The 24,416-nt window shown below is 53.5% G+C and carries 24 protein-coding genes and 1 tRNA gene; 18 read left to right on the top strand and 7 right to left on the bottom strand.

Going from position 1 to position 24,416, the window contains the following annotated elements; translation table 11 throughout:
• Window positions 1–20: 20 nt before the first annotated feature.
• The gene (lptE, locus tag B2952_RS02665; protein WP_173365524.1) at window positions 21–533 is read left to right on the top strand and encodes an LPS assembly lipoprotein LptE; all 513 of its coding nucleotides are present in this window, start codon (window positions 21–23) and stop codon (window positions 531–533) included.
• A 29-nt stretch (window positions 534–562) separates the two neighbouring features.
• On the opposite strand, the gene B2952_RS02660 is transcribed toward lptE, so the two are convergent.
• A complete protein-coding gene (locus B2952_RS02660; protein ID WP_290730720.1) occupies window positions 563–1,048 on the bottom strand; it encodes an NUDIX hydrolase in 486 nt (161 codons plus the stop codon).
• Entirely contained in the window at window positions 1,045–3,174 is a 2,130-nt protein-coding gene (locus tag B2952_RS02655) for a thrombospondin type 3 repeat-containing protein (protein ID WP_290730723.1), read from the bottom strand. The genes B2952_RS02660 and B2952_RS02655 overlap by 4 nt, the downstream gene beginning before the upstream one ends.
• A gap of 72 nt (window positions 3,175–3,246) precedes the next feature.
• On the opposite strand from B2952_RS02655, the gene B2952_RS02650 reads away from it, so the two are divergent.
• Genes B2952_RS02650 through B2952_RS02640 form a run of 3 tightly spaced genes read left to right on the top strand, consistent with a single transcriptional unit; the run spans window position 3,247 to window position 5,949 of the window.
• Window positions 3,247–3,405: a hypothetical protein gene (locus B2952_RS02650; protein ID WP_173365521.1), complete on the top strand. Its 159-nt coding sequence runs from the start codon at window positions 3,247–3,249 to the stop codon at window positions 3,403–3,405.
• 13 nt (window positions 3,406–3,418) lie between these two features.
• Window positions 3,419–3,622: a hypothetical protein gene (locus tag B2952_RS02645; protein ID WP_173365520.1), complete on the top strand. Its 204-nt coding sequence runs from the start codon at window positions 3,419–3,421 to the stop codon at window positions 3,620–3,622.
• The gene (locus B2952_RS02640; protein ID WP_173381785.1) at window positions 3,619–5,949 is read left to right on the top strand and encodes a LysM peptidoglycan-binding domain-containing protein; all 2,331 of its coding nucleotides are present in this window, start codon (window positions 3,619–3,621) and stop codon (window positions 5,947–5,949) included. The genes B2952_RS02645 and B2952_RS02640 overlap by 4 nt, the downstream gene beginning before the upstream one ends.
• Before the next feature lie 39 nt (window positions 5,950–5,988).
• Here the strand turns inward: B2952_RS02640 and B2952_RS02635 are convergent, their stop codons facing one another.
• Window positions 5,989–6,741: a hypothetical protein gene (locus B2952_RS02635; protein ID WP_173381784.1), complete on the bottom strand. Its 753-nt coding sequence runs from the start codon at window positions 6,739–6,741 to the stop codon at window positions 5,989–5,991.
• A 136-nt stretch (window positions 6,742–6,877) separates the two neighbouring features.
• On the opposite strand from B2952_RS02635, the gene B2952_RS02630 reads away from it, so the two are divergent.
• The 9 genes from B2952_RS02630 to B2952_RS02590 all read left to right on the top strand — a co-directional run bounded on the left by B2952_RS02630 (window position 6,878) and on the right by B2952_RS02590 (window position 15,601).
• Window positions 6,878–7,651 (top strand): ankyrin repeat domain-containing protein, encoded by a 774-nt coding sequence (locus B2952_RS02630; RefSeq protein WP_173381783.1) that lies wholly within the window; start codon window positions 6,878–6,880, stop codon window positions 7,649–7,651.
• 105 nt (window positions 7,652–7,756) lie between these two features.
• Window positions 7,757–8,515: a DUF3450 family protein gene (locus tag B2952_RS02625; protein WP_290730729.1), complete on the top strand. Its 759-nt coding sequence runs from the start codon at window positions 7,757–7,759 to the stop codon at window positions 8,513–8,515.
• Window positions 8,512–10,005 carry a MotA/TolQ/ExbB proton channel family protein gene (locus B2952_RS02620; RefSeq protein ID WP_290733912.1) on the top strand — a complete coding sequence of 498 codons (1,494 nt, stop codon included), beginning with the start codon at window positions 8,512–8,514 and terminating at the stop codon, window positions 10,003–10,005. The genes B2952_RS02625 and B2952_RS02620 overlap by 4 nt, the downstream gene beginning before the upstream one ends.
• A gap of 12 nt (window positions 10,006–10,017) precedes the next feature.
• Window positions 10,018–10,695 (top strand): MotA/TolQ/ExbB proton channel family protein, encoded by a 678-nt coding sequence (locus tag B2952_RS02615; RefSeq protein WP_255370545.1) that lies wholly within the window; start codon window positions 10,018–10,020, stop codon window positions 10,693–10,695.
• Window positions 10,692–11,096, top strand: a complete 405-nt coding sequence (locus B2952_RS02610; protein WP_072812130.1) for an ExbD/TolR family protein — start codon at window positions 10,692–10,694, stop codon at window positions 11,094–11,096. Before B2952_RS02615 ends, B2952_RS02610 begins: the two co-directional genes overlap by 4 nt.
• Window positions 11,096–11,737, top strand: coding sequence for an energy transducer TonB (locus B2952_RS02605; RefSeq protein WP_173365514.1), 642 nt, complete (start codon window positions 11,096–11,098; stop codon window positions 11,735–11,737). The genes B2952_RS02610 and B2952_RS02605 overlap by 1 nt, the downstream gene beginning before the upstream one ends.
• Window positions 11,727–12,695 (top strand): tetratricopeptide repeat protein, encoded by a 969-nt coding sequence (locus tag B2952_RS02600; protein ID WP_290733917.1) that lies wholly within the window; start codon window positions 11,727–11,729, stop codon window positions 12,693–12,695. Before B2952_RS02605 ends, B2952_RS02600 begins: the two co-directional genes overlap by 11 nt.
• A gap of 29 nt (window positions 12,696–12,724) precedes the next feature.
• Window positions 12,725–14,464 carry an FISUMP domain-containing protein gene (locus B2952_RS02595; protein WP_290733919.1) on the top strand — a complete coding sequence of 580 codons (1,740 nt, stop codon included), beginning with the start codon at window positions 12,725–12,727 and terminating at the stop codon, window positions 14,462–14,464.
• Window positions 14,465–14,482: 18 nt separating this feature from the next.
• The gene (locus B2952_RS02590) at window positions 14,483–15,601 is read left to right on the top strand and encodes a hypothetical protein (RefSeq protein WP_290733921.1); all 1,119 of its coding nucleotides are present in this window, start codon (window positions 14,483–14,485) and stop codon (window positions 15,599–15,601) included.
• On the opposite strand, the gene leuB is transcribed toward B2952_RS02590, so the two are convergent.
• Window positions 15,602–16,693, bottom strand: a complete 1,092-nt coding sequence (gene leuB, locus B2952_RS02585; protein ID WP_290730745.1) for a 3-isopropylmalate dehydrogenase — start codon at window positions 16,691–16,693, stop codon at window positions 15,602–15,604. It abuts the gene before it with no gap.
• A gap of 92 nt (window positions 16,694–16,785) precedes the next feature.
• On the opposite strand from leuB, the gene B2952_RS02580 reads away from it, so the two are divergent.
• Window positions 16,786–17,949 (top strand): hypothetical protein, encoded by a 1,164-nt coding sequence (locus tag B2952_RS02580; protein WP_074208239.1) that lies wholly within the window; start codon window positions 16,786–16,788, stop codon window positions 17,947–17,949.
• 49 nt (window positions 17,950–17,998) lie between these two features.
• On the opposite strand, the gene B2952_RS02575 is transcribed toward B2952_RS02580, so the two are convergent.
• From B2952_RS02575 to B2952_RS02565, 3 genes are all read right to left on the bottom strand, one after another.
• Window positions 17,999–19,228, bottom strand: a complete 1,230-nt coding sequence (locus tag B2952_RS02575; protein WP_290781491.1) for an endo-1,4-beta-xylanase — start codon at window positions 19,226–19,228, stop codon at window positions 17,999–18,001.
• A 158-nt stretch (window positions 19,229–19,386) separates the two neighbouring features.
• Window positions 19,387–21,027: a hypothetical protein gene (locus B2952_RS02570; RefSeq protein ID WP_290733928.1), complete on the bottom strand. Its 1,641-nt coding sequence runs from the start codon at window positions 21,025–21,027 to the stop codon at window positions 19,387–19,389.
• Window positions 21,028–21,120: 93 nt separating this feature from the next.
• Complete coding sequence (locus B2952_RS02565) at window positions 21,121–22,029, bottom strand: tyrosine recombinase (RefSeq protein WP_290733930.1); 909 nt, start codon at window positions 22,027–22,029, stop codon at window positions 21,121–21,123.
• Window positions 22,030–22,116: 87 nt separating this feature from the next.
• Between B2952_RS02565 and B2952_RS02560 the strand changes: the two genes are divergently transcribed.
• The 4 genes from B2952_RS02560 to B2952_RS02545 all read left to right on the top strand — a co-directional run.
• Window positions 22,117–22,189, top strand: a tRNA-Lys gene (locus B2952_RS02560).
• A gap of 244 nt (window positions 22,190–22,433) precedes the next feature.
• Window positions 22,434–22,703 (top strand): hypothetical protein, encoded by a 270-nt coding sequence (locus B2952_RS02555; RefSeq protein WP_290733932.1) that lies wholly within the window; start codon window positions 22,434–22,436, stop codon window positions 22,701–22,703.
• Window positions 22,704–23,223: 520 nt separating this feature from the next.
• Window positions 23,224–24,147, top strand: coding sequence for a sugar phosphate nucleotidyltransferase (locus B2952_RS02550; protein WP_290724476.1), 924 nt, complete (start codon window positions 23,224–23,226; stop codon window positions 24,145–24,147).
• A gap of 79 nt (window positions 24,148–24,226) precedes the next feature.
• A partial coding sequence (locus tag B2952_RS02545) for a hypothetical protein (protein WP_290781489.1) occupies window positions 24,227–24,416 on the top strand: 190 nt, incomplete at its 3' end.

Raw genomic sequence — 24,416 nt, 5'->3', positions numbered from 1 at the left:
TTTGTTTTTAAATTTGGGATATGCTATCTAGGAATATTTCCCGATTGTTGTTCTTTGTCGCGGCAACCGCTGCGGCCTGTCTTTTGGCGGGCTGCTACAGCTTTACCGCCTCCACGCTTCCGAGCCATATCAAGACTGTCCAGATTCATGATGTCGATGACAAGGCGCTTGACCCGTTGCTGGCAAACAACATCCATACGGCTGTTGTCGACATGTTCAAGAAAAATGCGGGCGGGATCCGCATGGTGAACGAAGAGGCCAACGCCGATTTCGAGATAACGCTTTTGAGCTACACGAACAAGCCCGAAAACTACAACAGCAACAGCGATGTGGAAACCTATCGTGTGACCATACGTGTGAGCGTCAAGTTCTACGACAACGTCAAGGATCGAATCATCTACGAGAACAAGTCACTGTCGGCGGATGGCGTCTACGATATCCAGAAAAACGAGACCGAGGACCGCCACGGCCAGACTCGCGCCATCGAGAAACTGCAGGACCTGATTATCGCGAATGCGCTGGCGAAGTGGTAACCTTGTCGCTATCTCATTGCTGATTTAATTTATACAAAATCCGAAACGGAAACCGGAACTTCGTTCAGGAGCGCCTCGGTGAGTGTGCTGCCTACGTAGGTCAGCTTGAGCGAGAAAAACGGTTCTCCGCGTTCCAGAAGTGAGAGGAAAATCAGGTCGCCGTCCCAGTGGGGGAGTTCTTTCACCTTCCGCTTGTCCACCCATTCGAGGACGCCCTCGTCACATTCCTTGATGCTTCCTGCATATTCTGTCGCGGTAAACAGGTGCATGAATTCTGTCTCCTGCATTCCGTTGCTGATAAAGGTGACGATGCCGCGGTATTTCGGGTGCACAAGCGAAAGCCCGGTCTCTTCCATGACCTCGCGGCGGATGCAGTCTTCGGGGGATTCCTTTTCTTCGAACTTTCCGCCGATGCCGATCCACTTGTCCTTGTTGATGTCGTTCTTTTTCTTGACGCGGTGGAGCAACAGGTATTTGCCGTCTTGCTCGATGTAGCAGAGGGTCGTGTTTATCATTTTGTTTCGGATGCGGGAGGCGTCGTGTCGAACTGGAGGAACCGGACGCCACTGGTGTTGAGATGCTTGTATTTTGGATCCTGCGGCAGCTTTGTGCCGAACCCCTTGGCCTGGATGCGGTTCTTGCGGATTCCCTTGCTCACAATGTAGTCCGCGATTGCCTGTGCCTGTTGCTCGGCGATTTCTTCTCCGGCGGGGCTGCTGCATTGGATCTCGAGGACGAAGTCGAATCGCCTCATGAGGTAGATGACGTCGTTCAGTACGGTGTAGGTGGAGTTCAGCAGTTCGCCGGAATTGCCCTTGAAGCGGACCTTGGACGCGAGCGCGTTCAGGTTGTTCTTGGGTTTCAGCGGGCATCCGTCCTTGCCGACAATTATGTTCGGGAATGTCCCGGGGCATTTGTCCATGTAGTCGAGAACTTCGTCCCCGTCGGAATCGATGGGGCAGCCGATGGAATCGACGGGGGCTGCGGCCGGGGTGTTGGGGCACTTGTCGAGGGCATCTACGACACCGTCCTTGTCGTGGTCGGTGGGGCAACCGTTCTGGTCGACGGGGAATCCCCTCGGCGTCTCGAGACATTGGTCCTTGCTGTCAGGGACGCCGTCCCGGTCGTAGTCGGCGGGACAGCCGTCCTCGTTGACGAGTTCCCCTTCGGGACTGTTGGGACACATGTCCACATCGTTGGGAATACCGTCGTTGTCGAAGTCTAGCGGGCAGCCGAACCTGTCGACGGAGTATCCGCGCGGGGTCTCGGGGCACGAATCGAGATCGTTGAGGACGCCATCGTGGTCGTCGTCGAGGGGGCAGCCGTCGTCGTCTACCTTGTCGCTGGAAAGGGAATTGGGGCAGCGGTCGTGGTAGTCGTCTATGCCGTCATGGTCGGTGTCCTGCATGCATCCTGTGGAGTCGACTGCGGTCCCGTGCTTCGTGTCTTTGCACATGTCCAGGTAGTCGGGAACGCCGTCCTTGTCCGTGTCCACAGGGCAGCCGCTGTAGTCTACAACGACTCCGCGCGGCGTCTCGGGGCACAGGTCCATGATGTTGATGATACCGTCCTGGTCGAGGTCCACGGGGCAGCCGCGAGAGTTCACCTTCGCTCCCAGTTCCGTCTTGGGGCACAGGTCCTCGCGGTCGATGACGCCATCGTTGTCGCTATCCTTGCGGCTGAAATCTATGACCTTGGTAGCGGCGAGCAGAAGCGTGAATTCTGGGGTGCCGCGGATGTTGTACTGGATGTGGCTGTCGTCGCCGAGGGCTCGGCGGACGTTGACGCTGTTCTCGAGGGTTGGGTCCCTGACGAAGTCGATGCCGACATCCAAGCCTAGCGTAAGCGCGAGCATGTTCGGGAGGTGAATCTTTACGGCAGGGGTTACACGCAGCACGTGGTCGGTCAGTGCGTCGATAAAGTCACCTTCGAACAGTCCTGTTTCGCCTGAAATTTCAAGAATCCCGGAAACAGTCTTGTGCGGCAACAGCTCGATTCCCGTGCCCCAGACGAGGTCGTTGTTTTCTCCGTTTATCAGGTGGAGGAACCCAAAGAAAGTGTTCCAGTAGAGGATGTCCGAAAAGGTGACGGAAACGATTCCGGATCCTGCCATGGCCCATTTTTTTGCGCTGTAGGCATAGGATTTCTTGTCGTCGTGGATATACCACTGGTGCCTCGGCCGGAATCCGATGTCCTTTGCGCCGGTGGGGACGAAGAGTTCTCCCGAGAAGGCGAGCGTGACGGGGGCAAGTTCCAGGGGGTACGAGTACTTGAAGTAGGCCTGTAGGTCGCCCGCTCCGAATCCGTCCAGGTCGGTACCGGTGATTTCGCCGTCGTAGTAGAAGGGGAGGGACAAGCCGATTTCCAGAATGTCGGAAAGGCCGAACCCGACCGATATTCCTCCTCCCGAAGAGGGGGCGTCGTTGTCAATCAGGGTGACGGTCCCGTCGGGCGTGGAGTACCCGTTCATGGACAGGGCTCGGCCGTCGCTCACCGTTTCGTAGGTGGCGGACATGAACAGATAACCCTCGCCGAGCGTCTTGGCCGTCGGCACCCTGATGCCTTCCAGGCCGCGTCCGAGGCCGATCTGGGCATATAGGATTGAGGCCAGAGCCATCCATGTGAGCAGGATTTTTTTCATATCCTTAAAAAATTTAACTTTTTTTTCGTTTTTTTTATTGTTTTGCAAAGAATATGTATATATTTGCATCTCGTGAGACAAGTATCGACACCGAAATCAGAAATACCCTCCTGGCATCGCAAGGCGCAGAAGGCGTACCGCCTGAACCGGATTATTATCTTGTTGCAGGTAATCGCCGCTTTCGTGATGTGCGGGGTAATCCTGTACGGGGTGGAGAAAGTCGCCTACTGAACGTTGAGGTAATATGTTGAGTTACGCTTATCATTGTGGCCGCCGTCCCAAGGGGGATGGATTTGACGCTCCGGTTCCTTTTGCCAGCGAGGAAGAAGAGGAAGAGGAAATTGAGGAAGAGGAAGAAGTCGACGAAGAAGTCGATTTCGACCAGCCGTCCTTTAAGCGCGACCAGATTTGGTCTGACTACGCAGAAGACCTGGATTACGATCAGTGATCCGTGGGTCGGTCTTTTGGGGCTATGCTGTAGCCCTTCTGGCATCAATCGTCCTGCTCGCCTGTTCTCCCAAGCAGGCTGCTTCGTCGTTGACTGACGTGCAGGTGGTGGAACCGCCTGCGAATGATTCCGTATCTTTTGCCGAATGGTCGCTCAAGTTTTCCGTCTCGGATTCCTTGGCCATCCGTCCTTCTTGGTCCAACTACCAGTATGCCCTGCAGGCGATGGAAAACCAGGAATGGAACCTGGCGAGACACTACCTTGAAAAGTCTCTGCGTCACCTTGTGACAGAACATTACGATTCCCTCTATGCGAATGTGAGTCCCAAGGAGGATTCCGTCTACAGGTTCCAGATGTCGGTGCGGCTGGTGCGCGCGCTTGACGAGGTTTTCCCGAACGAAGTGGTCGGTGCAGACAGCTCCAATGCGTTTGCGCAGAATGAAGTTTCCATCGAGGGTGTGGACGGCGAAGATGAAATGCTTGCCGACAGCGCCGCGCTTTCAAGTCTCGGCGGCTTCCTCGATACCATGGACGTAAGCGAGTTTACGTTGCCCGTGCAGTTCAACGAGCGCGTGCTGCAGGAAATCTATTACCTCACGACCAAGGCCAAGGGCTTTATCGAGGGCTCGCTGAGCCGCAAGACCGCCTATGACTCGCTGATTTATGCGAAGCTCGAAGAGCACAAGCTCCCGAAGGACCTTATCTACCTGTCCCTCGTGGAATCGGGATTCAAGGTGAAGGCCTATAGCCGTGCGAAGGCGTCGGGCCTTTGGCAGTTTATTCCGGAGACGGGCAAGCGCTATGGCCTCAATGTGGATTTCTGGGTCGACATGCGTCGTAATCCCGAGATGGCCACGGAAGCCGCAATCGGGTATCTTTCGTACCTCTACAGCGAATTCAACGACTGGCTCCTCGCGATGGCCGCCTACAACTGTGGCGAAGGCCGCATCCGCAAGCTGCTTCGCGAAATGAGGGCCGATACTACGCGCGATACCTCGCAGGCGATTACTTACTGGGATCTCCAGTTGCCCAACGAGACCATGCACTACGTGCCGAGAATCCTCGCCGCGATGGTCATTGGTCATTACCCGGAGCAGTACGAGCTCAAGGTAAAGCAGACCTACCGCCCCGTATTCGATACGGTCACCGTTTTCGATTCGTTCCCGCTGGAAGAAGTGGCCAAGCTGCTCAAGGTTCCCGAGGATACGCTCCGCACGCTCAACATGGAACTCGTGAAATGGTGTACGCCTCCGAATGTCGATTCCTACGTTCTTCGCCTGCCGCTCGGTAAGCGCGCCGTGTTCGTAGAAGGTTACGACCGGATGCAGAAAAACAACTTCTCCAGCTGGCACCATCACAAGGTGAAGAAGGGGGAAAACCTGGGGAGCATCGCACGCCAGTACGGCATTTCCGTTTCGGAACTCAAACAGGCGAACGACATGAAGAATGACCGCATCCGCCAGGGCAAGTCGCTCCTGATCCCGATCAAGGTGACCCCGCGCAGGTCCTCGGGCAAGAAGCCGACGAAAGTGCGCACCTATGTGGTAAAACTCGGCGACAACCTGGCCTCCATAGCCCGGCAGTTCGGCATCTCCCAGGAGAGCCTCCGCGTTTGGAATTCCATGGATGCCGCATCTGTCGTGAAACTGGGCGATACGATTTTCGTGTCTAAGCCGGAACTCAAGCCTTCTGCAGAAGACAGGAAAATCGTGCTGAAGAAGGGAGAACGTTATGTTGTCGTTTCGGGGGATACTTATGCGAATATTGCGGCCGCGCTAAAGATTCCCGCCGCTCTCCTGATGGAAGCAAACGGCGGCTTTGTGAAGCGCCTTTCCGTGGGGGATTCCCTTGTAATTCCGGCTTATGTGCCGCCTAAAAAGCCCCGGTTTGTTCCGTCGGAAAAGTCGTCTTCGAAGTCGGACGCAGCATCCAGGTCCGACAAGGGCCGTTCGGGCCGCGAATCGAAAAGCGCACCCGCAAAGGGCAATACCTACGTGGTAAAGTCGGGAGACAACCTCTATGGCATTTCGCTCAAGTTTAACTGCACCGTCGAAGACCTCAAGGCCTGGAACAAGCTCAAGGGCGACGGCATTTTCCCGGGGGATACCCTGATTGTCCGCGGCAAGCCTACGGCAAAGCAGGCGAATGCAGAGAGCAAGACCGAAGCGGCTCCGAAGGGGTTCGTCTTCTATACGGTGAAGCAGGGCGATTCGCTCTTTGATATCGCAAAGAGCTACAAGACGACCATCGATAGCCTCGTCAAGTGGAACGGCCTTAAGGATACCAAGATCAAGGCCGGTGACAAACTGAAAATCAAGAAGCCCTAGCGTAGGGTCTTAGGGAGGGTGGAACCCTCCCTTGTCGCATTAGAATAACGCTATGCTTAGGTTTATGAACGGCTGGAAGTAGGCGTCGAAATCCAGCATGAATTCGTCTCCGTCCTTGGTGTCGGAAATGGGGCGTTCATAGTAGGTGTGGAAGTATTCGTGCGAGTTGCGGACGCCGCCGGAGAGCGTCACGGAATGGAACGCGATGCGAAGCCCGGCGCTGTAGCCGTAGCCCCAGAGGGCGGGCGCGAGGAACTTGGAATCGTTCTGGAAGAAAGTCTTTCCGGTAATGACGCCGCCGGCGAGGAAGAGCTTGGTCATGAACTGGTAGTTGTAGCTCGCGATGAGCGGGACTCCGACGTCGAAACCGAACTGGATGAGAACGATGTGCATCTGGTGGCGGCCCTTGATGTCGGAGACTTCGACGGGGACGTTCCAGCCGTCGTATTCGATTTCCAGGGCTTCCTGTGCCTTGTAGGCGCGTTCAAGGTCGCGGTCCTCGTAGTGGATGCCTAGGTACTGGTAGGCTGCGATGGCGTAGAATCCGAACCAGTCGTTGAGGGGGAGGTTGCCCGCGGCGCCGTAGAGGTAGGTGTTGTCGACGCTGATGTCGTATTTGCGATTGTTGACCTTGTAGCTGTAGTTGACGTTATCGGCCTTGACGTCCATGAATTCGACGTAAGGACCGACGGATACGCGTTCTTCGTATTTCTCGGTGTCGCTTCGGGTGGCTGCGGCCATGGAGTTGTCGATATAGACGGTGTCGGCGATGGCGGCAACGGAGGATGCCATAATTATGGATAATAAAAATTTACTCATGGATACAAATTTAATTTTTTTTAGAAAAAAATTTTTTTTTGTGAATAAAATGGTGAAAAAAGTGTAATTTTAGTGGCATAAGAACAAAAAACACCTTTTGGAGTATAAAATGAAGAAAACATTACTCGGACTTTGTGGCCTTGGCCTCGCTCTTTCCATGGTCGCCTGTGGCGACGACGTCAACTTCAAGGACCCGGCTTCCGTGCAGGCATTCCTCGCCAAGAGTGACCCGCAGGCTGTTCGCAAGGCTTTGACCAAGCACCAGATAGCCTTTACGCCGGGAAACTTCGTTAATTACGCCTTCAATAGCGACACCCTGATGATGACTGTGTTCCTGAAGGCTTCTTTTGAGATTGATGCTCTCGCCGATAACGGCAACAATGCCGTGGCTATCGCTGCGAACAAGGGCAACGTGATGGTGCTTAACTACCTCTTCGACCATGGTGCCAAGGCCGATGTGCGCAACAGCGCTGGCGAAACGGTGCTTGATAACGCCGTGATGATGGGCAACAAGGACGTTGTCACGCTCCTCCTCCAGCAGCTCAAGAAGGAAGGTGCCGATCCGGCTTCGCTCGGTACCGCTGTTCTTATCGCTGCCAAGGCCGGTAAGGTCGACATGCTCCAGGTGCTCGCCGATGCAGGCGCCCCGCTCGAGAACCGTGGCCCGGATGGCTACCTCCCGATTCACTGGACCGTGAAGAACGGCAACTACGACGCCATGATGTTCCTCATCGACAAGAAGGTCGACGTGAACGCCAAGTGCGGCCAGGGTTACTCCGTGCTCGACTGGGCCACGAACGAAGGCTACACACGCCTGATCAAGGCCCTCAAGAAGGCGGGTGCCAAGAACACCGCGCAGTACTTCAAGGATTCCAAGAAGTAAGCGTCGATTCTCCACTTTTTCGCTTGGAACCGTGGTCTAGGGGCCGCGGTTCTTTGTATTTTTTGGCCTATGAAATTTCATTTGTTTTCTAAGATATTCCTTAGTTTGTGCCTAGCTGGAGTGTTCTCCCAGGCGCAGGAGACGGTGGAAAGCGTACGCCGCCAGATAAAGGCGGTCGAGGCGGAAACCGCCCGCGAAAAGAACATGCACGATGCCGAAAAGAAGCGTCATGCGGAATTCGTCGAAGTCGGACGCAAGAAGGTCCAGGCGATTTCGGCGCAGAGCAAGGCTCTCAAGGCCGAAATGGATTCCCTGAAGGCGGAACTCAAGCATATTTCTGAAATTCGCCAGAAGACGATGGGCACAATCCGTTGGTACGAGAGTCGCAAGGGCAAGTACAACGAATCTTTCGCTAAGGTTATCGATTCCCTGGTGCCGGTTTTCGAATCGGACTTCCCCTACCGGAACGAGGAAACTGTGAAGAGCGTGAAAGAAATCGCAGAACAGTTGCACAAGGGAGTTATCGAGGCGGACGACGCATTGAACCGAACCCTCGAAGTGTTTTATGACCGCATCCGTCTTGGCTATACGACCGAAGTGTGGAAGGGGTTCTTGCAGGTGGATACCCGCAGCGTACCCGGAACCTTTTTGCGCTATGGCGCTGTGGCATCCATATTCGTGAGCAACGACGGCAACGACGTGCTTTGGCTTGCCCGTACCGCCGATGGTGGATACGTCTGGAATAACGTATCGGATGACCTCGCGATGCGCACCGTATTGAAAGACGTGATGAAGGTCGCCGAAGGGAAGACTGCCCCGAGGCTCGTGACCATACCGGTCGTTTTTCCGAAGGAGGGTGAATGATGATTAGACAGTTTACCCTTGCTTTTGCCGTAACGGCAGTCCTTTCGCTTTCGTCGATTGCTGTGGCTCAGCAGCCATCCGATATCGATGCTGTGAAGAAGCGCGCCGAGCTCAATAGTGCGAAGGCCGATTTGGAAGAAGCCCGCAAGAAGCGTGACATGGCTGTCGCCGCCCGCTGGAAGGACCGCGAGACGGCAAACCAGGAACGCGAGATGTTCAATGAAAAGTATCAGGAGAGCAAGGAGAAGGTCGACGCCCTGATGTCGGAGCGCGCCCGCCTGTTCGAGGATGTGCGAGTCGCCCGCGAAGATTTGGCACAGGTGAAACTCCAGGCCGAGAAGGCGCGTGCCGAATTTCTCTCGCTTGCGGCCGGCCCCGAACGTCTGGAAACTCTCTCGAAGTTTCAGGAACAGGGCGTGCAGTTCAAGGTGGCCGAACGCGTAGAGATCCAGAACAAGGTTAAGAAGGAAATGTCGCTTTACCGCGACGACCCGCTCCGGATTGCGAAGGGCGTGCTCGATGCCGCGCGTGCCGAGTTGGCCTTTACACGCGAAATGAATGTGGAAAAGGCGGAACTCGTGTTCGGCACTGCCGTTGCGCAGGGCGACCGCATGCGCCTTGGCGGCCTTTTCGCGATGCAGATGGCGAACGCTGTCGATATCAACGGGTTGCATCCGGCTGCCTTGATGCTCCCTGTCGCGGGTGAAAAGAAACGCGTGTATAACTGGCAGGAGAATTTGACTCCCGATACAAAGAAGGATGTTGCGAAGGTGTTTGCGAACGTGAACGATTCCGCGTTCGTGATGGTGCCGGTCGACGTGCTCCTGAGTACGGAACTTTCGTCTGAACTCGCGAACCACCAGGAAACTACCTGGAAGGACAAGCTCAGGCAGTTCTTCAAGGACGGCGGCATTATCATGTACCCGATTGTTGCGCTGTTTGCCATCGGCCTGCTTATAGCCCTCTGGCGCTTTGTGTGGCTCATGGTGAGGGGCTTCGGCGGTATCGCGAACAGGCGCGTGCTGAAGGCACTCAAGGCGGGCGACATCGATACGGCACGCTCGCTTGCGGCAAAGACGCACGGCGAAGTGGGGAAGGTGCTGCGCACCGTACTTTCCAAGAACTACGCCGGCCGCGAGGGTGCCGAGAAGGCGCTCGAGGAACTCTTCTCCGCCGATGTCCCGAAACTGGAATCCGGACTCACTTGGATTTCCGTGATTGCGGCGACCGCCCCGCTGCTTGGGCTCCTGGGTACCGTGATGGGCATGATTGAACTCTTCGACGTGATTACGATGCACGGCACAAGCGATCCGAAGCTCCTTGCCGGCGGTATCTCGATTGCCCTCGTGACCACGGAAGCGGGCCTGATTGCGGCGATTCCCTTGCAACTGCTCCATACCTTCCTCGTGAACCGCGCCGACGCCGTTCGCAGCCGTATGGAAAGTGCCGGGCTCGCCGTGCTGAATGCGCTCTGGATCAAGGAAAAGTAAGCGGGAATCCCTGTGGAAACCGTAAGCGAAATATCTGTAATCGAAGCCGCCATGGCCGTGCTCTTCCGCGGAGGATGGGTGCTTGCGCCCATATTCGTTATCGGGTGGTTCGGCTGGTTCCTGATGCTCGAGCGCTACGGCTACTACTTCATGCTCAAGGGCGGCAGCGTGAACGGCGTGTTCGGCGGGTTCTGGAATAACCTGAAAAAGAAGGGCGAGGATGTCGCGTTCGCGAAACTTGCCCGCAGGCCCTACGGCTACTTTTACGCGCTTGCATGCGACGTGCGCGACCACCGGGCGGAAGGCCCCGTTGCCGTGCGTAACGCGATGGAAGAGACGCGCCACCGCATATCCGTGAACCTCTCGCGCTCGCTCAAGACGATTTCTACATGCGCGGCACTGGCCCCGATGCTCGGCCTGCTCGGTACGGTCTCGGGCATGGCGCATACATTCGATACCATCAAGCTTTTCGGGTTCGGAAACCCGACACTCCTGGCTGACGGCATCTCCGAGGCCATGCTTACCACGCAGGCGGGCCTGCTCGTGGCGTTCCCGCTGATGCTTGCCTACAACTTCCTCTCGGGTTGCGTTGAGAAGGTCGAAAAGCAGGCGTGGAGCGAAGCGCTCAAGTACGAATCCTTTGTGTTTGAAAATCCCGCTTCAAATGAAATTGCAGGGGAGGAAAAATGAGTTTCATACGTAAACGTTCTAGCGATTCCGGCAAGATAGACATTTCCCCGATGCTCGACATCGTTTTCATCTTGCTCATCTTCTTCGTGGTAACGTCGACCTTCACGCGCGAAACCGGCGTGGATGTGACGAAGCCGAAGGCAAGCTCCGCGAAGGAACTCGCGAAGGAAAGCATCTTGATTGGCGTAACGCGCCAGGGGACAATCCACATCAACGAGACACAGGTGAACCTCTCGACCCTGAATACGGTATTGCGCCAGATGATGGCCGAAGCGCCCGACCGCCCCGTGATTATCGTGAGCGACCGCGACGCCCCCAACGGCGTGGTGGTGGACATTCTCGACGAATGCAATTTGGCTAAAGTCCGCAAGGTTTCCATTTCCGCGAACAAAGAGGAATAGTGCTCGACTTTCTCGCTAAATATTTCCGGTTCCCGGCGGCTTTCGTGCTCTCCTTTGCAGTGAGCGCGGTGTTCTTCCTTGCCGTGCCGGTGCTGAACGCGCTGTTCTTCGACAGGGGCGTAAAGACGGAGAAGGAACTCGACACCGTGACGGAAGTCGAGGTGCTCGTGAGCGAGAAAAAGCCCGAGGTGAAGCAGAAGGTTATACGCACCATCGTGAACCCGAACCCGTTCAAGATTTCCTCGAACATGGGTGTAAGCCGCAGCCAGAATTTCCAGATGGACCTTTCGCTTGCGCGCGGTGCCGCGGGTGACGGCGTGGCCGTGGGTACGGGCTCGATGGAAAACGTAGTGTACGAGGCGGGCGAGGTGGACGAACAGGCGCAGGTCTTGAAGGAAGTTCAGCCGACGTACCCGGCACGCGCCAAGAAACTCGGCATTTCGGGCTACGTGAAGGTAATGGTTGTCATCGACGTGTATGGCGACGTGGCGCAGGCGAACGTGATGAGCCTCGACCCGCCGGGTTACGGCTTCGAGAACGAGGCCCTGAAGGCAGTTCGCCAGTGGAAATTCAGTCCCGCACAGCTAGGCGGATATCCCGTGGCACAGAAGGCCACAAAGGAGTTCCGCTTTGTTAAGTAGGTTGTTGTGTTTGCTGTTGCTTGCCGTGCCGCTTTTCGCTGCCGAGGATTATTTCTTCAAGGCGAACGAGCTTTACGACCAGGGAAAATATAAGGAAGCGGTCCCGCTCTACCGTGCAGCCATCGACGAGGGCCGTTACGAGCCTTTCGCATGGTTCAACCTGGGCAACGCGCTGGTGCAACTCGACCGCAAGCAGGTCGCGATGGTGGCCTACAAGCGCACCGTAGAACTCCTGCCGAATTTCGAGAAGGCATGGATGTTACTCGGCGATCTCTACTACCTTGCGGATTCCCCGGGCGATGCGATTGCGGCCTACAAGCGCGCCATCGAACTCGGGGTGGAATCGGACCACGTGCACTTTGCGCTTGCGGAATGCTACCTGAAGGGCCGCGACTGGACGCTCGCGCAGAAGAACTTCGAGCGGGCGCTGCAGCTGAACCCCGACCGCATGGATGCCTGGTACGGGCTTGCCGAAGTCTACGAGAAGCTCGGCGACTACGAGTACGCCATCAAGACCTTGCAGAATGCGCTCCAGATGACAGCTACCGCGGGTGCCGACGTGCATTTCACGCTTGCCTATTACTACCGCAGCATGGATTCCACGCGCCAGTCCCTGAACGAGATGGAAAACGGCCTGCTGATGGACCCCGAAAACGTTTCTGCCCGCCGCTACCTCGCGCAGATGTACGTGCAGAACAATTCCCCGTGGATGGCAATCTTCACGCTGGAAGAAGGCCTGCGGCACAACAAGGGCAAGGGCGACCTCAACCTGGATTTGGGGCAGATCTACTTCAACCAGAAGCGCTACGACGAAGCGTTCGAATGCTACATGAAGGCCTGGCTTGCGGGCAGTTCGCAGGGCCGCATCGGTGCCGAGAACGTGGGCCACGTGTTCTCGAACGCGGGCGATACCGAGAAGGCCGAAAGCCTGTACAAGCGGATTCGGGAAAAGAAGTAGACGGAAAAAGTTCTAACGTTAGGGGATATATGAACATTTGCAAGTGCGTTGTTGGTTTATTTGCTGTTCTTGTTCTTTTTGCCTGCGGTGATGATTCGTCAGGAACCAAGGAACCAGATTCTCCGCGAAAAGAGGTCATTAGTTCGATAACCGATCCTAGGGATGGGCGCGTCTATCAAACGACGCAGATTGGGACTCAGGTCTGGTTTGCGGAAAACTTGCAGTATGAAACGGATTCCAGCTGGTGTTACGGCGATGATGTTTCCAATTGCGAAAACTTGGGCCGCTTGTATGCTGGCGGGACCGAAAATCTCTGTCCGGCGGGTTTCCACATTCCGTCGCAGCATGAGTGGGAAGAACTGATAGACTATGTCGCCGCTGTAGAGCCCGACATCCCGCCGGCCAAGAGCCTGCAGGGATATGGACAGACGTGGTACGTATCCGGAAATAATGCGTTTTCCTTTGGCGTTCCGGGGGCAGGCTACCGTTCTGTAGATGGTTCCTATCGGGAAAGGATGGTAAATGCTTACCTTGCAACATCAAGGGCGGGCTGTTATCAGGCTTTTATCTCAAACTACCATCTGAACTTCCTGTGTGACGATTCGATTGCGGGGGCTTCGGTACGCTGCCTTAAGGACAGTTCCAATGCCGAAGATGTCCTGCCCGTCTGCGATAAGCTGAACCTATACGAAATCGTCTATGAAGGCAACGGGTATTACACTTGCGACAAAGATGGATGGCGTGCTTCGAATTATGCGGAATACAATGCTTACGGGAACGAGTGCGTTGAAAATAAGATTATCAAGGGGAATTTTACAGGCTTTGCCTATTTTATACGCTTCATTTGCGATAATGGTCGCTGGCGAGAGGCGACAGAAATCGAGAGGAATACAATCGACAAGGATTGCTCGAAGGCGACAAATGAAATTATCCAGGGACCCGTGGAGTTCTACAAGTACTACATCTGTTCGGATTCTGGCTGGAGAGTAACGAACATGTGGGATTTCCAGAAGGACGACTACTTCAATCCGGACGTTGAATATGGCACCCTGGCAGACCCGCGTGACCAGAAAACGTACAGGACGGTGACAATCGGGGCCCAGGTGTGGATGGCGGAGAACCTGAACTACGCCGATAGCGTGAATACTCCGAACCTGAAGGGAAATAGCTGGTGCTATATGGACAATCCGCAGAACTGCGAAAAGGCGGGGCGTTTCTACACATTCCTGGCGGCTATGGATCAGGATACTTCCTTTGCAGACAATAACATCGAGATGCCCTTGGGATCGGTCACTCAGGGAATTTGCCCTGAAGGGTGGCATATCCCGTCTGAATTGGACTGGAACGCGCTCCTTTCGTATGTAATCGAAAGGTACGCTCAGGAGTCTGCTGTTGCTCTTTATGCTGGATTGGTGGAGGGCGCTTCGGTTAGTGAAATTTTCACCTATACCTATGCGTTTAAATCCGTTGTCGCATGGGATTTCGATTACTGGCGCGTCGCGAGCAATGCATCCGGTTTTTCCACTGTTCCTATGGGCCGCAGAGATCCTGACGGTAGCTTTGTGAATACGCAGGATAATTTTAATATCTGGCTTGCTTCGGAGAAACTTGTCCAGATGTTTATTGCGGGAGCGCCGGCAGGGGAAGATATTGCGAGCTCGGATTATTATCCGGTTATTTCTGCATATAACACATCGATTCCCGCGAGCTTGCTTCAGCAACCAGATGCTCGCAAATATGGTTATCCGGTCCGCTGTATCAAGGATTAACTTTCTACATTTGTAATCATGGCAAAGAAAAAGAAATTCTGGAAATCGAATAGTGGAGCTGCCGCATTCCGTGGCAAGGAAGACCGCATCCGCGAAACGCTCTCGCAGGTCATCAGTGGAGAAAGCAGGCTCCTGCACCGCCCGGATGAACTGTACGAGACTATCGCGAAGACGATTGACGATATCGAGGATTTCAAGGATGTCGGCCTGCAGCTCGAACTGCTTGCCTGGACGCTCCGCACGGACTTTCTCTCGTTCAAGGCAGACGACGAGGAACGCGACGACTGGGAAAGCCTCTTCTACGACGCGGGAACCTTCTTCGTGGAACTTGCAAGCCAGTACGATGACAAGGACTACATTGCCGACCTGATTCACGACCTGGCGCTCCGTCACGTGGGTGGGGAAGGCCGTTCCGTCGTTTTCCTCTCCCTAAACGAAGTCCTGCCTGACGAACGCGCGAAGGCGCTCATTGATGAACTTATCGCGACGGTTACGGAGGTCGAACTCCAGAACCGCGAAGACATCATCGATGCCATTACCGACATGGCAGATGCGCTCGGCGATTGCGAACGCTATACGAAGGCCGCCCTCCTCAAGGACCCGGACAAGAGCAACGCGACGCTAATCGATATCGCGAACGAGTACTTTGTCGCAGGCAACATCGAGCTTGCTAAGCAGTGGCTCGGCGACGTGCGCGACCCCGGTGCCGAAGACGAAGAAGCCTATCTCGACCTCATGGCGGCTATTGCCGACAAGGAAGGCCGCAAGTCCGATTGCCTCAAGATTGCAAATCTTTTGTACGAAAAATTCCCGAAGGTCATCAACCTAGCTCGCCTTTGCCAGCTGGTTGATGAAAAACAGGCCGATACGCTCCTCAGCGAACATTCCAGCTTCCGCAGCGGCGGCAATGTCGATACCGAATTCATGCAGTTGCTTCTCGGCATGAAGCGCTACGCGCTTCTCGAAAAGTATATCGACATGTACGAGAAGGACTTGCCTGCAGAGGATGCAGAAGTCCTGAACGGAATTTCGGATGAACTAGAAAAGGCCGGCCAGAAAGAACTGGCCGACCACATTCGAGAGTGGACCGTCGAGGAACCCGAGGATGCTCAGGCCTTCGACGACCGCGACAATTAATTACTTCAGGGCTGCAATGATAGCATCACCCATGCCAGTGGTGCCCACCTTGGTGCAGCCTTCCTGGTAGATGTCGCCAGTGCGGAAGCCCTGGGCGATGACCTTTTCGCAGGCAGCTTCGATAGCCTTGGCCGCTTCTTCTTCCTTGAAGGTGTAGCGAAGCATCAAAGCCACGGAGAGAATCTGTGCGAGCGGGTTAGCGATACCCTTGCCTGCGATGTCCGGAGCGGAACCACCGGCCGGTTCGTACAGACCGAAGGAACCTTCGGCGATAGAAGCGGACGGGAGGAGGCCCATGGAACCGGTGAGCATGGCGCATTCGTCGGTGAGGATGTCGCCGAAGAGGTTCGGGCAGAGGAGCACGTCGAATTCACGCGGGCGCTTCAGGAGCTGCATGGCGGCATTGTCCACGTAGAGGTGTTCGAGAGTCAGTTCCGGGTAGTCCTTGATGACTTCGTTCACGACTTCGCGCCAGAGCACGCTCGTGGTGAGCACGTTGGCCTTGTCGATGCTGGCGACCTTCTTGTTGCGGAGCATGGCGGCGTCAAAGGCGAAGCGGGCAATGCGTTCGACTTCGTAGCGGCTGTACTTCATGGTGTCGAAACCGATTTCTTCCTTGGAGCCCGGAACGCCTTCGCGGCCCTTCGGCTGGCCAAAGTAAACGTCACCCGTCAGTTCGCGGACGGTGAGGATGTTGAAACCGTCACCCACGATGTCGGCACGGAGCGGGCAAGCGCCTGCGAGTTCCTTGTAGACGCGGGCCGGGCGGAGGTTGCAGAAAAGCTTGAAGTGCTTACGGAGCGGGAGGAGGGCACCGCGTTCCGGCTGCAGGTTCGGGGGGAGGTGTTCCCACTTCGGGCCACCCACGGAACCGAAAAGAATACAGTCAGAAGCTTCGCCCAGCTTGAGGGTGCTTTCCGGCAGCGGGGAACCGCTTTCGTCGTAGGCGGCACCACCGACGTTTGCCCATTCGGCGTTCACGTCGAAGCCGAACTTCTTGGAAACCACGTCCAGCACGCGGACAGCTTCTTTCATCACTTCGGGGCCGATACCGTCGCCCGGAAGCACTGCAATCTTGTAATTCTTGCTCATTGTTAATCCTTGGTTTATAATTTGAACGGCTCAAAAATAGTAAATTGTAAGGTGTTCAAGGTTTTTTTTCGAGGTCTGAAGTGTTTTTTAGAATGTTAATTCTTGGTGTTTTGATGGTTTTTGTTGGCTGTGGTACAAATGAGAACCCAAAGCCTGTATCCGTTACGACTTATAGTGTTTTAGATTCAGTTCTTTTTAAAAAGTTTTTTGATGACAGAAACGCCGAGTTTGGTAATGAAATTAGTAAAATATTTGAAGATATTGAAAAGCTCAATGTAAGGCAAAAGTCTGATAGTGCAAAACAGCAATGTACTTATAAGGTTTGCTTTTCAGACGTTGACGGAGTCATAACTCGTCATCCTTGTTCCTTAGATTCTGCACTGCTTGTGAATGTGGTGAAGAAAATGAATGGTGAAGACTCTCTGAAGGGACTTCGTTTTAAACTGCAATCCATAAGCTACGCGCAATCTGTCATTGAAGACTTTCCGACAATGTCAAAAATAATTCTCAATGAGGATGGTTCTCTTGAAGCGACCTGTGCTTCAAAAGAAGGAAAGACTTGCAATCATCTTTATGCTCAAGTGGTTGTATCCAAGAAGTTTTCAATAGAGCGATTCCTAGAAGAAGAAGGTTCGACTTGGGTGCCGGAAAGTTACTATGTTAGCATCGATGAAAATAATTTCGCCAAAGATTTTGAAATGGCTTTACTGCTGGCCTCTATTTTTGAAAGGAGTCTTAAGCACTTCTATAGGGGAAATGAGGTTGATTCCTTGATTCCCTTTGAAATGTGTTATGAAAATGGTTTTGCGGTTCCCTGCGGATTGTCCCCAAAGGAGCGTGACATTGTGAAGAAAACAGTTGAGAATTATGGGGATACTTTAATTGCTGTTACTTACCAAAAAAGTCTAACAATGAATGCTTTTGCTTATGATGGAATGACTAGCAAGCATTTTTGCAAATCCCAGGACGGAATTCATTGCAGTGAATTGTATGCGCTAGTGAGGGAGAAAAATGAAGAATTAGAGAAGTTCTGTAAAATGCTTGAAGAAAAAAATGTAAAACATACATGTGCCGGAGCGATGGATTTGTGTTACGCTGTAGGTTCTAGAATGGCTTTGTATCGCTTTAGCACGAAGGATTTATATGCGGCAAAAGAAGAACTGTCGCATGGAGATATAATGCCGAGCAGCGATGGGATGTTGTACAAAAAAGACGGAACATACCTAGGTTTCGAAAAAAACTCATCGCTGATGTGACAAATCGAAAAGACGGCACTTTTGTAGCCCGAGAAAAAACAATCAAAAATTAACGTGCAATCCGCACTTGCTTTACTGTGCCGTTCTTCACGGAGCGGAGCATGTAGACGCCCTGGACCTTGATGTCGCTTGTATTCTGGAGCACTGAAACGGCGTCGTCGATGGTGTAGGCGCGCAGGCGGCCGAGTCGGACGCCGTTCAGGTCGAATACGTCGTACGCCTGGAGGGTATTCGCCTGCAGGTGGAGGCTGCTGCCGATTGCAATCGTGGAATCGGCAATAGTCGAATCCCTTGCGGTGGTATCTTCCTGGAAATTGAAATATTCCTTGAGCCATGTCATTGCCGGGCGGTCTTCACCATCCCTGATGAGGCCGCAACAGTTAATCCCTGGGTTTGTGATGCATTGCATTAAGGATTGCCCATAGAGATAGCCCCATAGGGTGACTCCTACTACATATTCGGTTTCCATGAAAACAGGAATATGTTCCGCGAAGCAGTTTTTTTGAATACTGTCTATTTCATTGCTGATGTTGTATTCAGAAATGAGTAGAGGCGTTTCTGTTTTCTCGTAAATCTCCTGAAGGGCGTTCTTGAGCAAGTCTGGATTGTAGCATTTCATGGGGCCGGTTCCCATCACAATCAAATCGTTGCCTTCAAGTCCGTAGGCGTCAACTGGGGCCCCGTTGTTCTTGATCGTATTGATTAGGTCGATCCCTTCATTTCTTTCCCACTGGATTGTGTTGTAGTCGTTGTAAATGAGGATTGCTTGGGGCCAGCGTTCGCGGGCCATCTTGAATGCGGTGGTTATGAATTTATAGTCTTCGTTGTCGCCGCCAAGGGCTTCGATAATTTTGTTGTTGCTGCCTATTTGTGAATGGATTCGCCTGGCTTCACTGACCACGTTGATGTATTCTAGATCCGGATAACGCTCCGCAACGGCATCGAACCACGCGGTAATGGCTTCTTTTGTTTCGTCCGCACTAAGGTCTCTAAGCCAAGAAGGGTTTCCCGAAGCCCATAATAGGGCATGAAATTTGAATGTAGCCTTGTTCTTTTTTGCCCAGTTGTAGGGGATGTCGCATTCGGAAAAATCGAAGGTGCCGCGAGTTTGTTCGACGGTTCGCCAAGTGCATTGCCTTTCTGGGGTAATCTGATTCCAATAAGTCCCGAAGTCAGAAGGGACAGGCCCTTCGACAGTTGTACTGCCGAGGAACTTTGCCGCACCGTCGGCAAGGCCAAGGGCGAAAACGCTACTCACGGCCACGCACAAAAGGGCCACAGGCGCAATTTTTAAAATTCTAGAAGTCATAGCTATCCATTATAAACATATATTCCCTTTAGGGATAAATTCCCAGGGTTGCGCTGTTTGTCGTGGATAATACGTCAATATGCAAAAAGGAACCTTGCGGTTCCTTTCTGCTTGAAATGTCGATGAAATTAATCGTCGTTTTCGTTGCCCGAGGGCTTAGCGCAGCGGTCTCTCGACCAGTTGGTCTGCTTGAAGCAGGCGCTTCTGGTGTAGCAACATCCGTTGGCGTTGCTAGCTGTTTTTTCGCATTCGCAAGCAATACCGTCGTTGTTGCCATCAGCGTCAACAAGTTCGCCGCTAGCGCAGACCACCATAAATCCCTCACCATGGTAAACATTGTTGATGCAGGTCTGCAGGGTGTTGTGGCATAAGCCGAAGTAGGTTCCCAGGGCGTTGCACGATACGCGGCGCGTCTCGTTAGTAAGGTCGAATTCAAAATCTTCCACGCGTTCTTCAGGAGCGGAGACTGGTTTGTGATTCGTCCAGTTGTAGCCGTGAACTTCTTTCGCTGCCATTTTTTTACTAGGAATCAGGTCCTTCCATTTCTGTTTCGTCTCGAAACTCCTGAACGGCGGGTAGTCGGGGTCTTCGTCCTTGAGAATTTGTTTGCAACGTTCCTCGTTGTAGCAGGGGTTTGGATTGGAAGGCGCTCCGCCCATTGGCTCACCCCAGCAGGGATCACAATTCGAACATTGATCCGTGTCGCATTCGTTCTCCATCTTCTGTGGATCGGTGCCTTCTCTACAAGCGACGGGGCATTGGTAATACTCCTTGTCGAGCGGGTCGAACTTGTTATGGAGCCTTTCCCATTGCCCGTCGACGCACCTGTACATGATGGCGTTGTTGTTGATGTCGTTGTCGCACCTCAGTTCGCCGTTAAGACATTCGCCACAGATAGCCTTGTCGGCACGGCACGACTTGTTGCCGCATATGGAAACGGCCTTCTTGGCTTCGCCTGCAACACACTCGTAGACGGTTCCCTTTCCTTCGTCATCGTTGGTGCATGTGTGTTCGTAGTTCGTGCACTCGCCGCAACCGTTGTCGCGCGGGTCGCAGGATTTCCCGTCACAACTTTCAGTTATTTTCTTGCCCTTTTCGCAGCGGGTGACCGTCGCCTTGAACTTCTTGTCCTCGGTACAGGTCTGCACGTCGTCGAGGCATTCGCCACAGTCCGTGCCCTCTTCGTTACAAGAGACTGTGCCGCACGAGCGGTTCACGACGATTCCTTTTATGCATTCCTTGACAATGCCGATGCCCATGGGGCTGTTGGAGCAGGAGTTCTTGTAGCTGTCGTCGCATTCGCTTTCGGCTGTGCTGATGGGGTTCGCGCATTTCTTGGTCATGGTGTTGCAGACAGAACCGACATCGCAGATTTCTTCGCTACAGACGCAGATACCGTCCTTTTCCTTGCCGCCCGAAGCTTCGCATAGCTTAGCGAAGTTCTTGAGGTCTTCCTCCGAAGCGGACGACGAACTGCTTTTGCCTTTTGCCGACGATGAAGAACTCTTCTTTACGCTGCTCGACGAACTAGACGTGTCTGCGATTTCGACGCGATGCCACTTGCTGTCGTCGCAGAAATACTCCGTCTCCTGCTCCTTGGCATACACGGTGTCGCCCTGGTTGCTTTCACCGCAAGTTCCGAGTTCGTAAATCGAATTGACTTCGGTGATGATCTTACGGCCGGAGGAATCGTCGTCGCCGCAGGCGCTAAGTGTTATTGCGGCTCCGACAGCAGCCACAAGGAAAAAAGAGAAAAAAGTTTTTCCCATATAAGACTCCTTTGTTTTCCCATACAAGGCTAAGTATAGTTTTTTGGCCGGAAGTCTATGGCGGTTTCTTGGGGACTTTGACTATATAACCCCCTATTTTGGGGTGCCAGTCCGTTCTTCAATCTCGCGCGGGTGGAACAGCCGGTGTTCCTGCTTGATGAATTCCTTGTCGATGTGCGTATAGATTTGCGTGGTGCTGATGTCGGCGTGGCCTAGCAGTTCCTGCAGAACGCGCAGGTCCATGCCCGCCTCCAGGCAGTGGGTAGCAAAGCTGTGGCGGAAGGTGTGGGGCGACACCTGCTTGGTCAGGTGGGCCGTGTGCTGTTGCACGATTTTCCAGGCTCCCATGCGGGTCATGGGCTTGCCGCGGGAATTCAATATAACGTTGTCTGTAGTCGGGTGGGTGAGGGGGCGGCCTTCTTCGATCCAAGCCCGCAGGTTTTCCTTCGCCTTGCTCCCGAGGGGCACCAGACGCTGCTTGTTGCCCTTCCCGATGGGGATGAGCCACTCGTTATCGAGATCCAACTGCGAAAGCTTGATTCCGAGCGTTTCCGAGATGCGTAGCCCCGCGCTGTACATGAGTTCGAAAAGCGCCGTATCCCTCAGCGGGTTCTTGCCGTTTGCCGCACTCTCGAACACGCTGTCGACCTCCTCGCGGGTGAGGTACTGGGGGAGGTAGTGTCCGAGCTTGGGACGTTCGAGCATCGATTCGGTGCTGTAGTCGTATTCGCCCTCCTTCTGCATGTACTTAAGGAACCCGCGCAGGCTCGAAAAATGCCTCGCGATGGATGTGGGGGAGTATTCCACCTGCCCGGCAGTGAATGTCAGGAACTCGTCCAGCTTTTCGGGGGTCAGTTCCTTCAGATCGAGCCCGATTTCGTCGAGCCAGCCTACAAAATGCCGCAAATCCTCCTGATAGCTCTGGATGGTGGCCGGAGAAAGGTTCCGTTCCACCCCCAAAAACGCCAGGTAGGCATCTACGCGGTTCGAATTGAGGCTCATGTAGTGGAATTTAGCTTTTTTTTCTAAAAAATCCCCTTGACAGCCCTTTTTTTCTTTTCTATAATTGACCCCGTCCTAAGCGACTATGGATGATTAGCTCAGTTGGTAGAGCAGCTGACTCTTAATCAGCGGGTCGCAGGTTCGACCCCTGCATCATCCACGAAAACCTCTCCCCAGCGGAGAGGTTTTTCTTTTTTTTGGGGTAAATAAGCAGAATATAGGGGGATGCTACAAAATGTTGTAGATTTTATATTAAGCCATGATGAATAAAAAGAATTGCAAGGTCTTTTTTGTGTTGCCCTGGGCTTGATAGAACACCCGACTTTGAGAATTTCTCCGAGGAATACGTAAGCACGGGCGACGGAAACTATTGTACCAAGGGCGGGAGTACCAGTTGTGGCGACATGATTCTTGAGAAGGGTTATCTCCATTATGATGCCTACCGGCATGCCGACCTCGTTCCTTATCATTATACTTGTGGAAATTTCCGTTCCAAAACGGGAGCCAAGGGAGATTGGTCCAATCCGGTCTACTACACTCCGGGGATGGTTCAAAAGAATCTTGTGTTCGCTCCGACGCCCGATGGCCGTTTAGATATGTATGATGGTGTCTTTATCCAGAAGGCAAATGACCTCTGCGACAATTCCAACTTCCACCAGTGGTATTCGGCTTAGCCTGCCTGTCTCGGACAAGCCGGGGTATTTCCTGGTTGACTATGATTATGGCAACGGGGGGGGGGCTTCCCGCTGGACTCCATCGTCGGTGAACGGCGTGTCGGTTTTGGTTTCTGCCACTCCGAAGCCAACAAGGAAACGAACCCGACCTGTTCGCAGTGGCTTCTACGGCGAACTTATGCAAGAACTGGCTCAATAATGGTGGGCCTAGGGCCACGGACGCCGCTGCTGTTGCGGCAACCGCTTCCCCCGAGGGTATTAGGTTCCTCCGCACGAACCTTGCCGAAATCGCCCCGCCAAGATATAGTCAGAAATAAACACGGCGTTCCATGTTGTAATTCCTTTTTTTGGACGAAAAAAAGGAATTTGTGCCGGCGAAATCACGCTTTTTTGCATTTTTTGGGTGTGCTTGTCATACAATGGATGGTAAATGTGTTCTCTTGTGGACAAATTTACTACAAATTACTATCTTTGCTCACTAGTATGTTTGAGAAGGGTTCAATTAAGTAAGGATATTTTTATGAAAATAGTTTTGCCTGTTGCTGGTAATGGACTCCGCCTTCGTCCCTACACGGAAGACCGCCCCAAGTGCCTTTTGCCGCTTGCTGGCAAGACCATCATCGACTGGATTGTCGAGGATGCTTCATGCCTTAAACCTTCCGAAACCATCTTTATTACGGGCTACAAGGCCGAAAAGATGGACGAATACCTAAAGACTAAACCCGAATGGGGGAACGTCCGCACGGTGCTCCAGTCAAATCCGCAGGGCCTGGGCGAGGCGATTAGCCTTGCGCTTCCTTACGTAAACGACGATGAGCCGCTCCTGATTATCTTGGGCGACACGCTTTTCGAGGCTGACCTCTCCATCTTGAACGGCGCTCAGGAAAACATCCTCTACACCTACAAGGTCGAAGACCCCAAGCGTTTCGGTGTCGCGGTGGTGGGCGAGAACGGCCTGATTGACCGTCTAGTCGAAAAACCGCAGGAATTCGTGAGCGACGAGGCGATTGTCGGCATCTACTACATCAAGGACGTGAAGGCCCTGAAGGATGCGCTCAAGTATTTGATGGACAACGATATCCGCACCAAGAACGAATTCCAGCTTACGGATGCGCTCGAAATGATGATCGAGCAGGGCTGCAAGTTCAGGACTGCCCCCGTTTCGCGCTGGCTCGACTGTGGCCTTGTCGAAACCTTGCTCGATACGAACGCGCATATCCTCAAGAGGAACGACAATTCCAAGGAAATGGCCGCTCCTGGTGTTGAAATCATTCCGCCCTGCTTTATCGGCAAGGGTGCGAAGATTCACGGCTGCAAGATTGGTCCGTTTGTCGCCATCGGCGAGGGCTGCGAACTTTCGGGAGTCGAAATCCGCGATGCTATCGTCTGGAACGGCGTGAAGATTTCGAACGGAGTAGTCAAGAACACGGTCGTCCACAAGTAAAACGGCAAATTTTTGGAACAAAAGCCCCGGCTTTGATGTGAACCCCGAAAGTTGGACACAACTTTCGGGATTTTCATATATGAAATACACAAAAGAAGAATGGGATAAAGTCCTTGAACTCTATCAAAAAGGGAATGGATCCATCCTCATCTCAAAGATTACAGGCATAAACGAACGATACATCCGACACCGATGCAGGCAATATGACCTTACTGGTACCTGGTGCACGGAAAGGAAAGTTGGCGTTCGCCCAAATGCGGAACTTAAAA

The organism is Fibrobacter sp. UBA7003, assembly GCA_002449765.1.
Classification (GTDB): Bacteria; Fibrobacterota; Fibrobacteria; order Fibrobacterales; family Fibrobacteraceae; genus Fibrobacter.
This window is presented reverse-complemented; position numbering and strand designations above follow the sequence as displayed.

Excerpts from the sequence above, each read along its gene's own strand:
- lptE (WP_173365524.1), top strand. The coding sequence starts at position 21 with ATGCTATCTAGGAATATTTCCCGATTGTTGTTCTTTGTCGCGGCAACC.
- B2952_RS02660 (WP_290730720.1), bottom strand. The coding sequence starts at position 1,048 with ATGATAAACACGACCCTCTGCTACATCGAGCAAGACGGCAAATACCTG.
- B2952_RS02655 (WP_290730723.1), bottom strand. The coding sequence starts at position 3,174 with ATGAAAAAAATCCTGCTCACATGGATGGCTCTGGCCTCAATCCTATAT.
- B2952_RS02645 (WP_173365520.1), top strand. The coding sequence starts at position 3,419 with ATGTTGAGTTACGCTTATCATTGTGGCCGCCGTCCCAAGGGGGATGGA.
- B2952_RS02635 (WP_173381784.1), bottom strand. The coding sequence starts at position 6,741 with ATGGCATCCTCCGTTGCCGCCATCGCCGACACCGTCTATATCGACAAC.
- B2952_RS02630 (WP_173381783.1), top strand. The coding sequence starts at position 6,878 with ATGAAGAAAACATTACTCGGACTTTGTGGCCTTGGCCTCGCTCTTTCC.
- B2952_RS02620 (WP_290733912.1), top strand. The coding sequence starts at position 8,512 with ATGATGATTAGACAGTTTACCCTTGCTTTTGCCGTAACGGCAGTCCTT.
- B2952_RS02610 (WP_072812130.1), top strand. The coding sequence starts at position 10,692 with ATGAGTTTCATACGTAAACGTTCTAGCGATTCCGGCAAGATAGACATT.
- B2952_RS02595 (WP_290733919.1), top strand. The coding sequence starts at position 12,725 with ATGAACATTTGCAAGTGCGTTGTTGGTTTATTTGCTGTTCTTGTTCTT.
- B2952_RS02590 (WP_290733921.1), top strand. The coding sequence starts at position 14,483 with ATGGCAAAGAAAAAGAAATTCTGGAAATCGAATAGTGGAGCTGCCGCA.
- leuB (WP_290730745.1), bottom strand. The coding sequence starts at position 16,693 with ATGAGCAAGAATTACAAGATTGCAGTGCTTCCGGGCGACGGTATCGGC.
- B2952_RS02580 (WP_074208239.1), top strand. The coding sequence starts at position 16,786 with ATGTTAATTCTTGGTGTTTTGATGGTTTTTGTTGGCTGTGGTACAAAT.
- B2952_RS02570 (WP_290733928.1), bottom strand. The coding sequence starts at position 21,027 with ATGGGAAAAACTTTTTTCTCTTTTTTCCTTGTGGCTGCTGTCGGAGCC.
- B2952_RS02565 (WP_290733930.1), bottom strand. The coding sequence starts at position 22,029 with ATGAGCCTCAATTCGAACCGCGTAGATGCCTACCTGGCGTTTTTGGGG.
- B2952_RS02555 (WP_290733932.1), top strand. The coding sequence starts at position 22,434 with ATGATTCTTGAGAAGGGTTATCTCCATTATGATGCCTACCGGCATGCC.
- B2952_RS02550 (WP_290724476.1), top strand. The coding sequence starts at position 23,224 with ATGAAAATAGTTTTGCCTGTTGCTGGTAATGGACTCCGCCTTCGTCCC.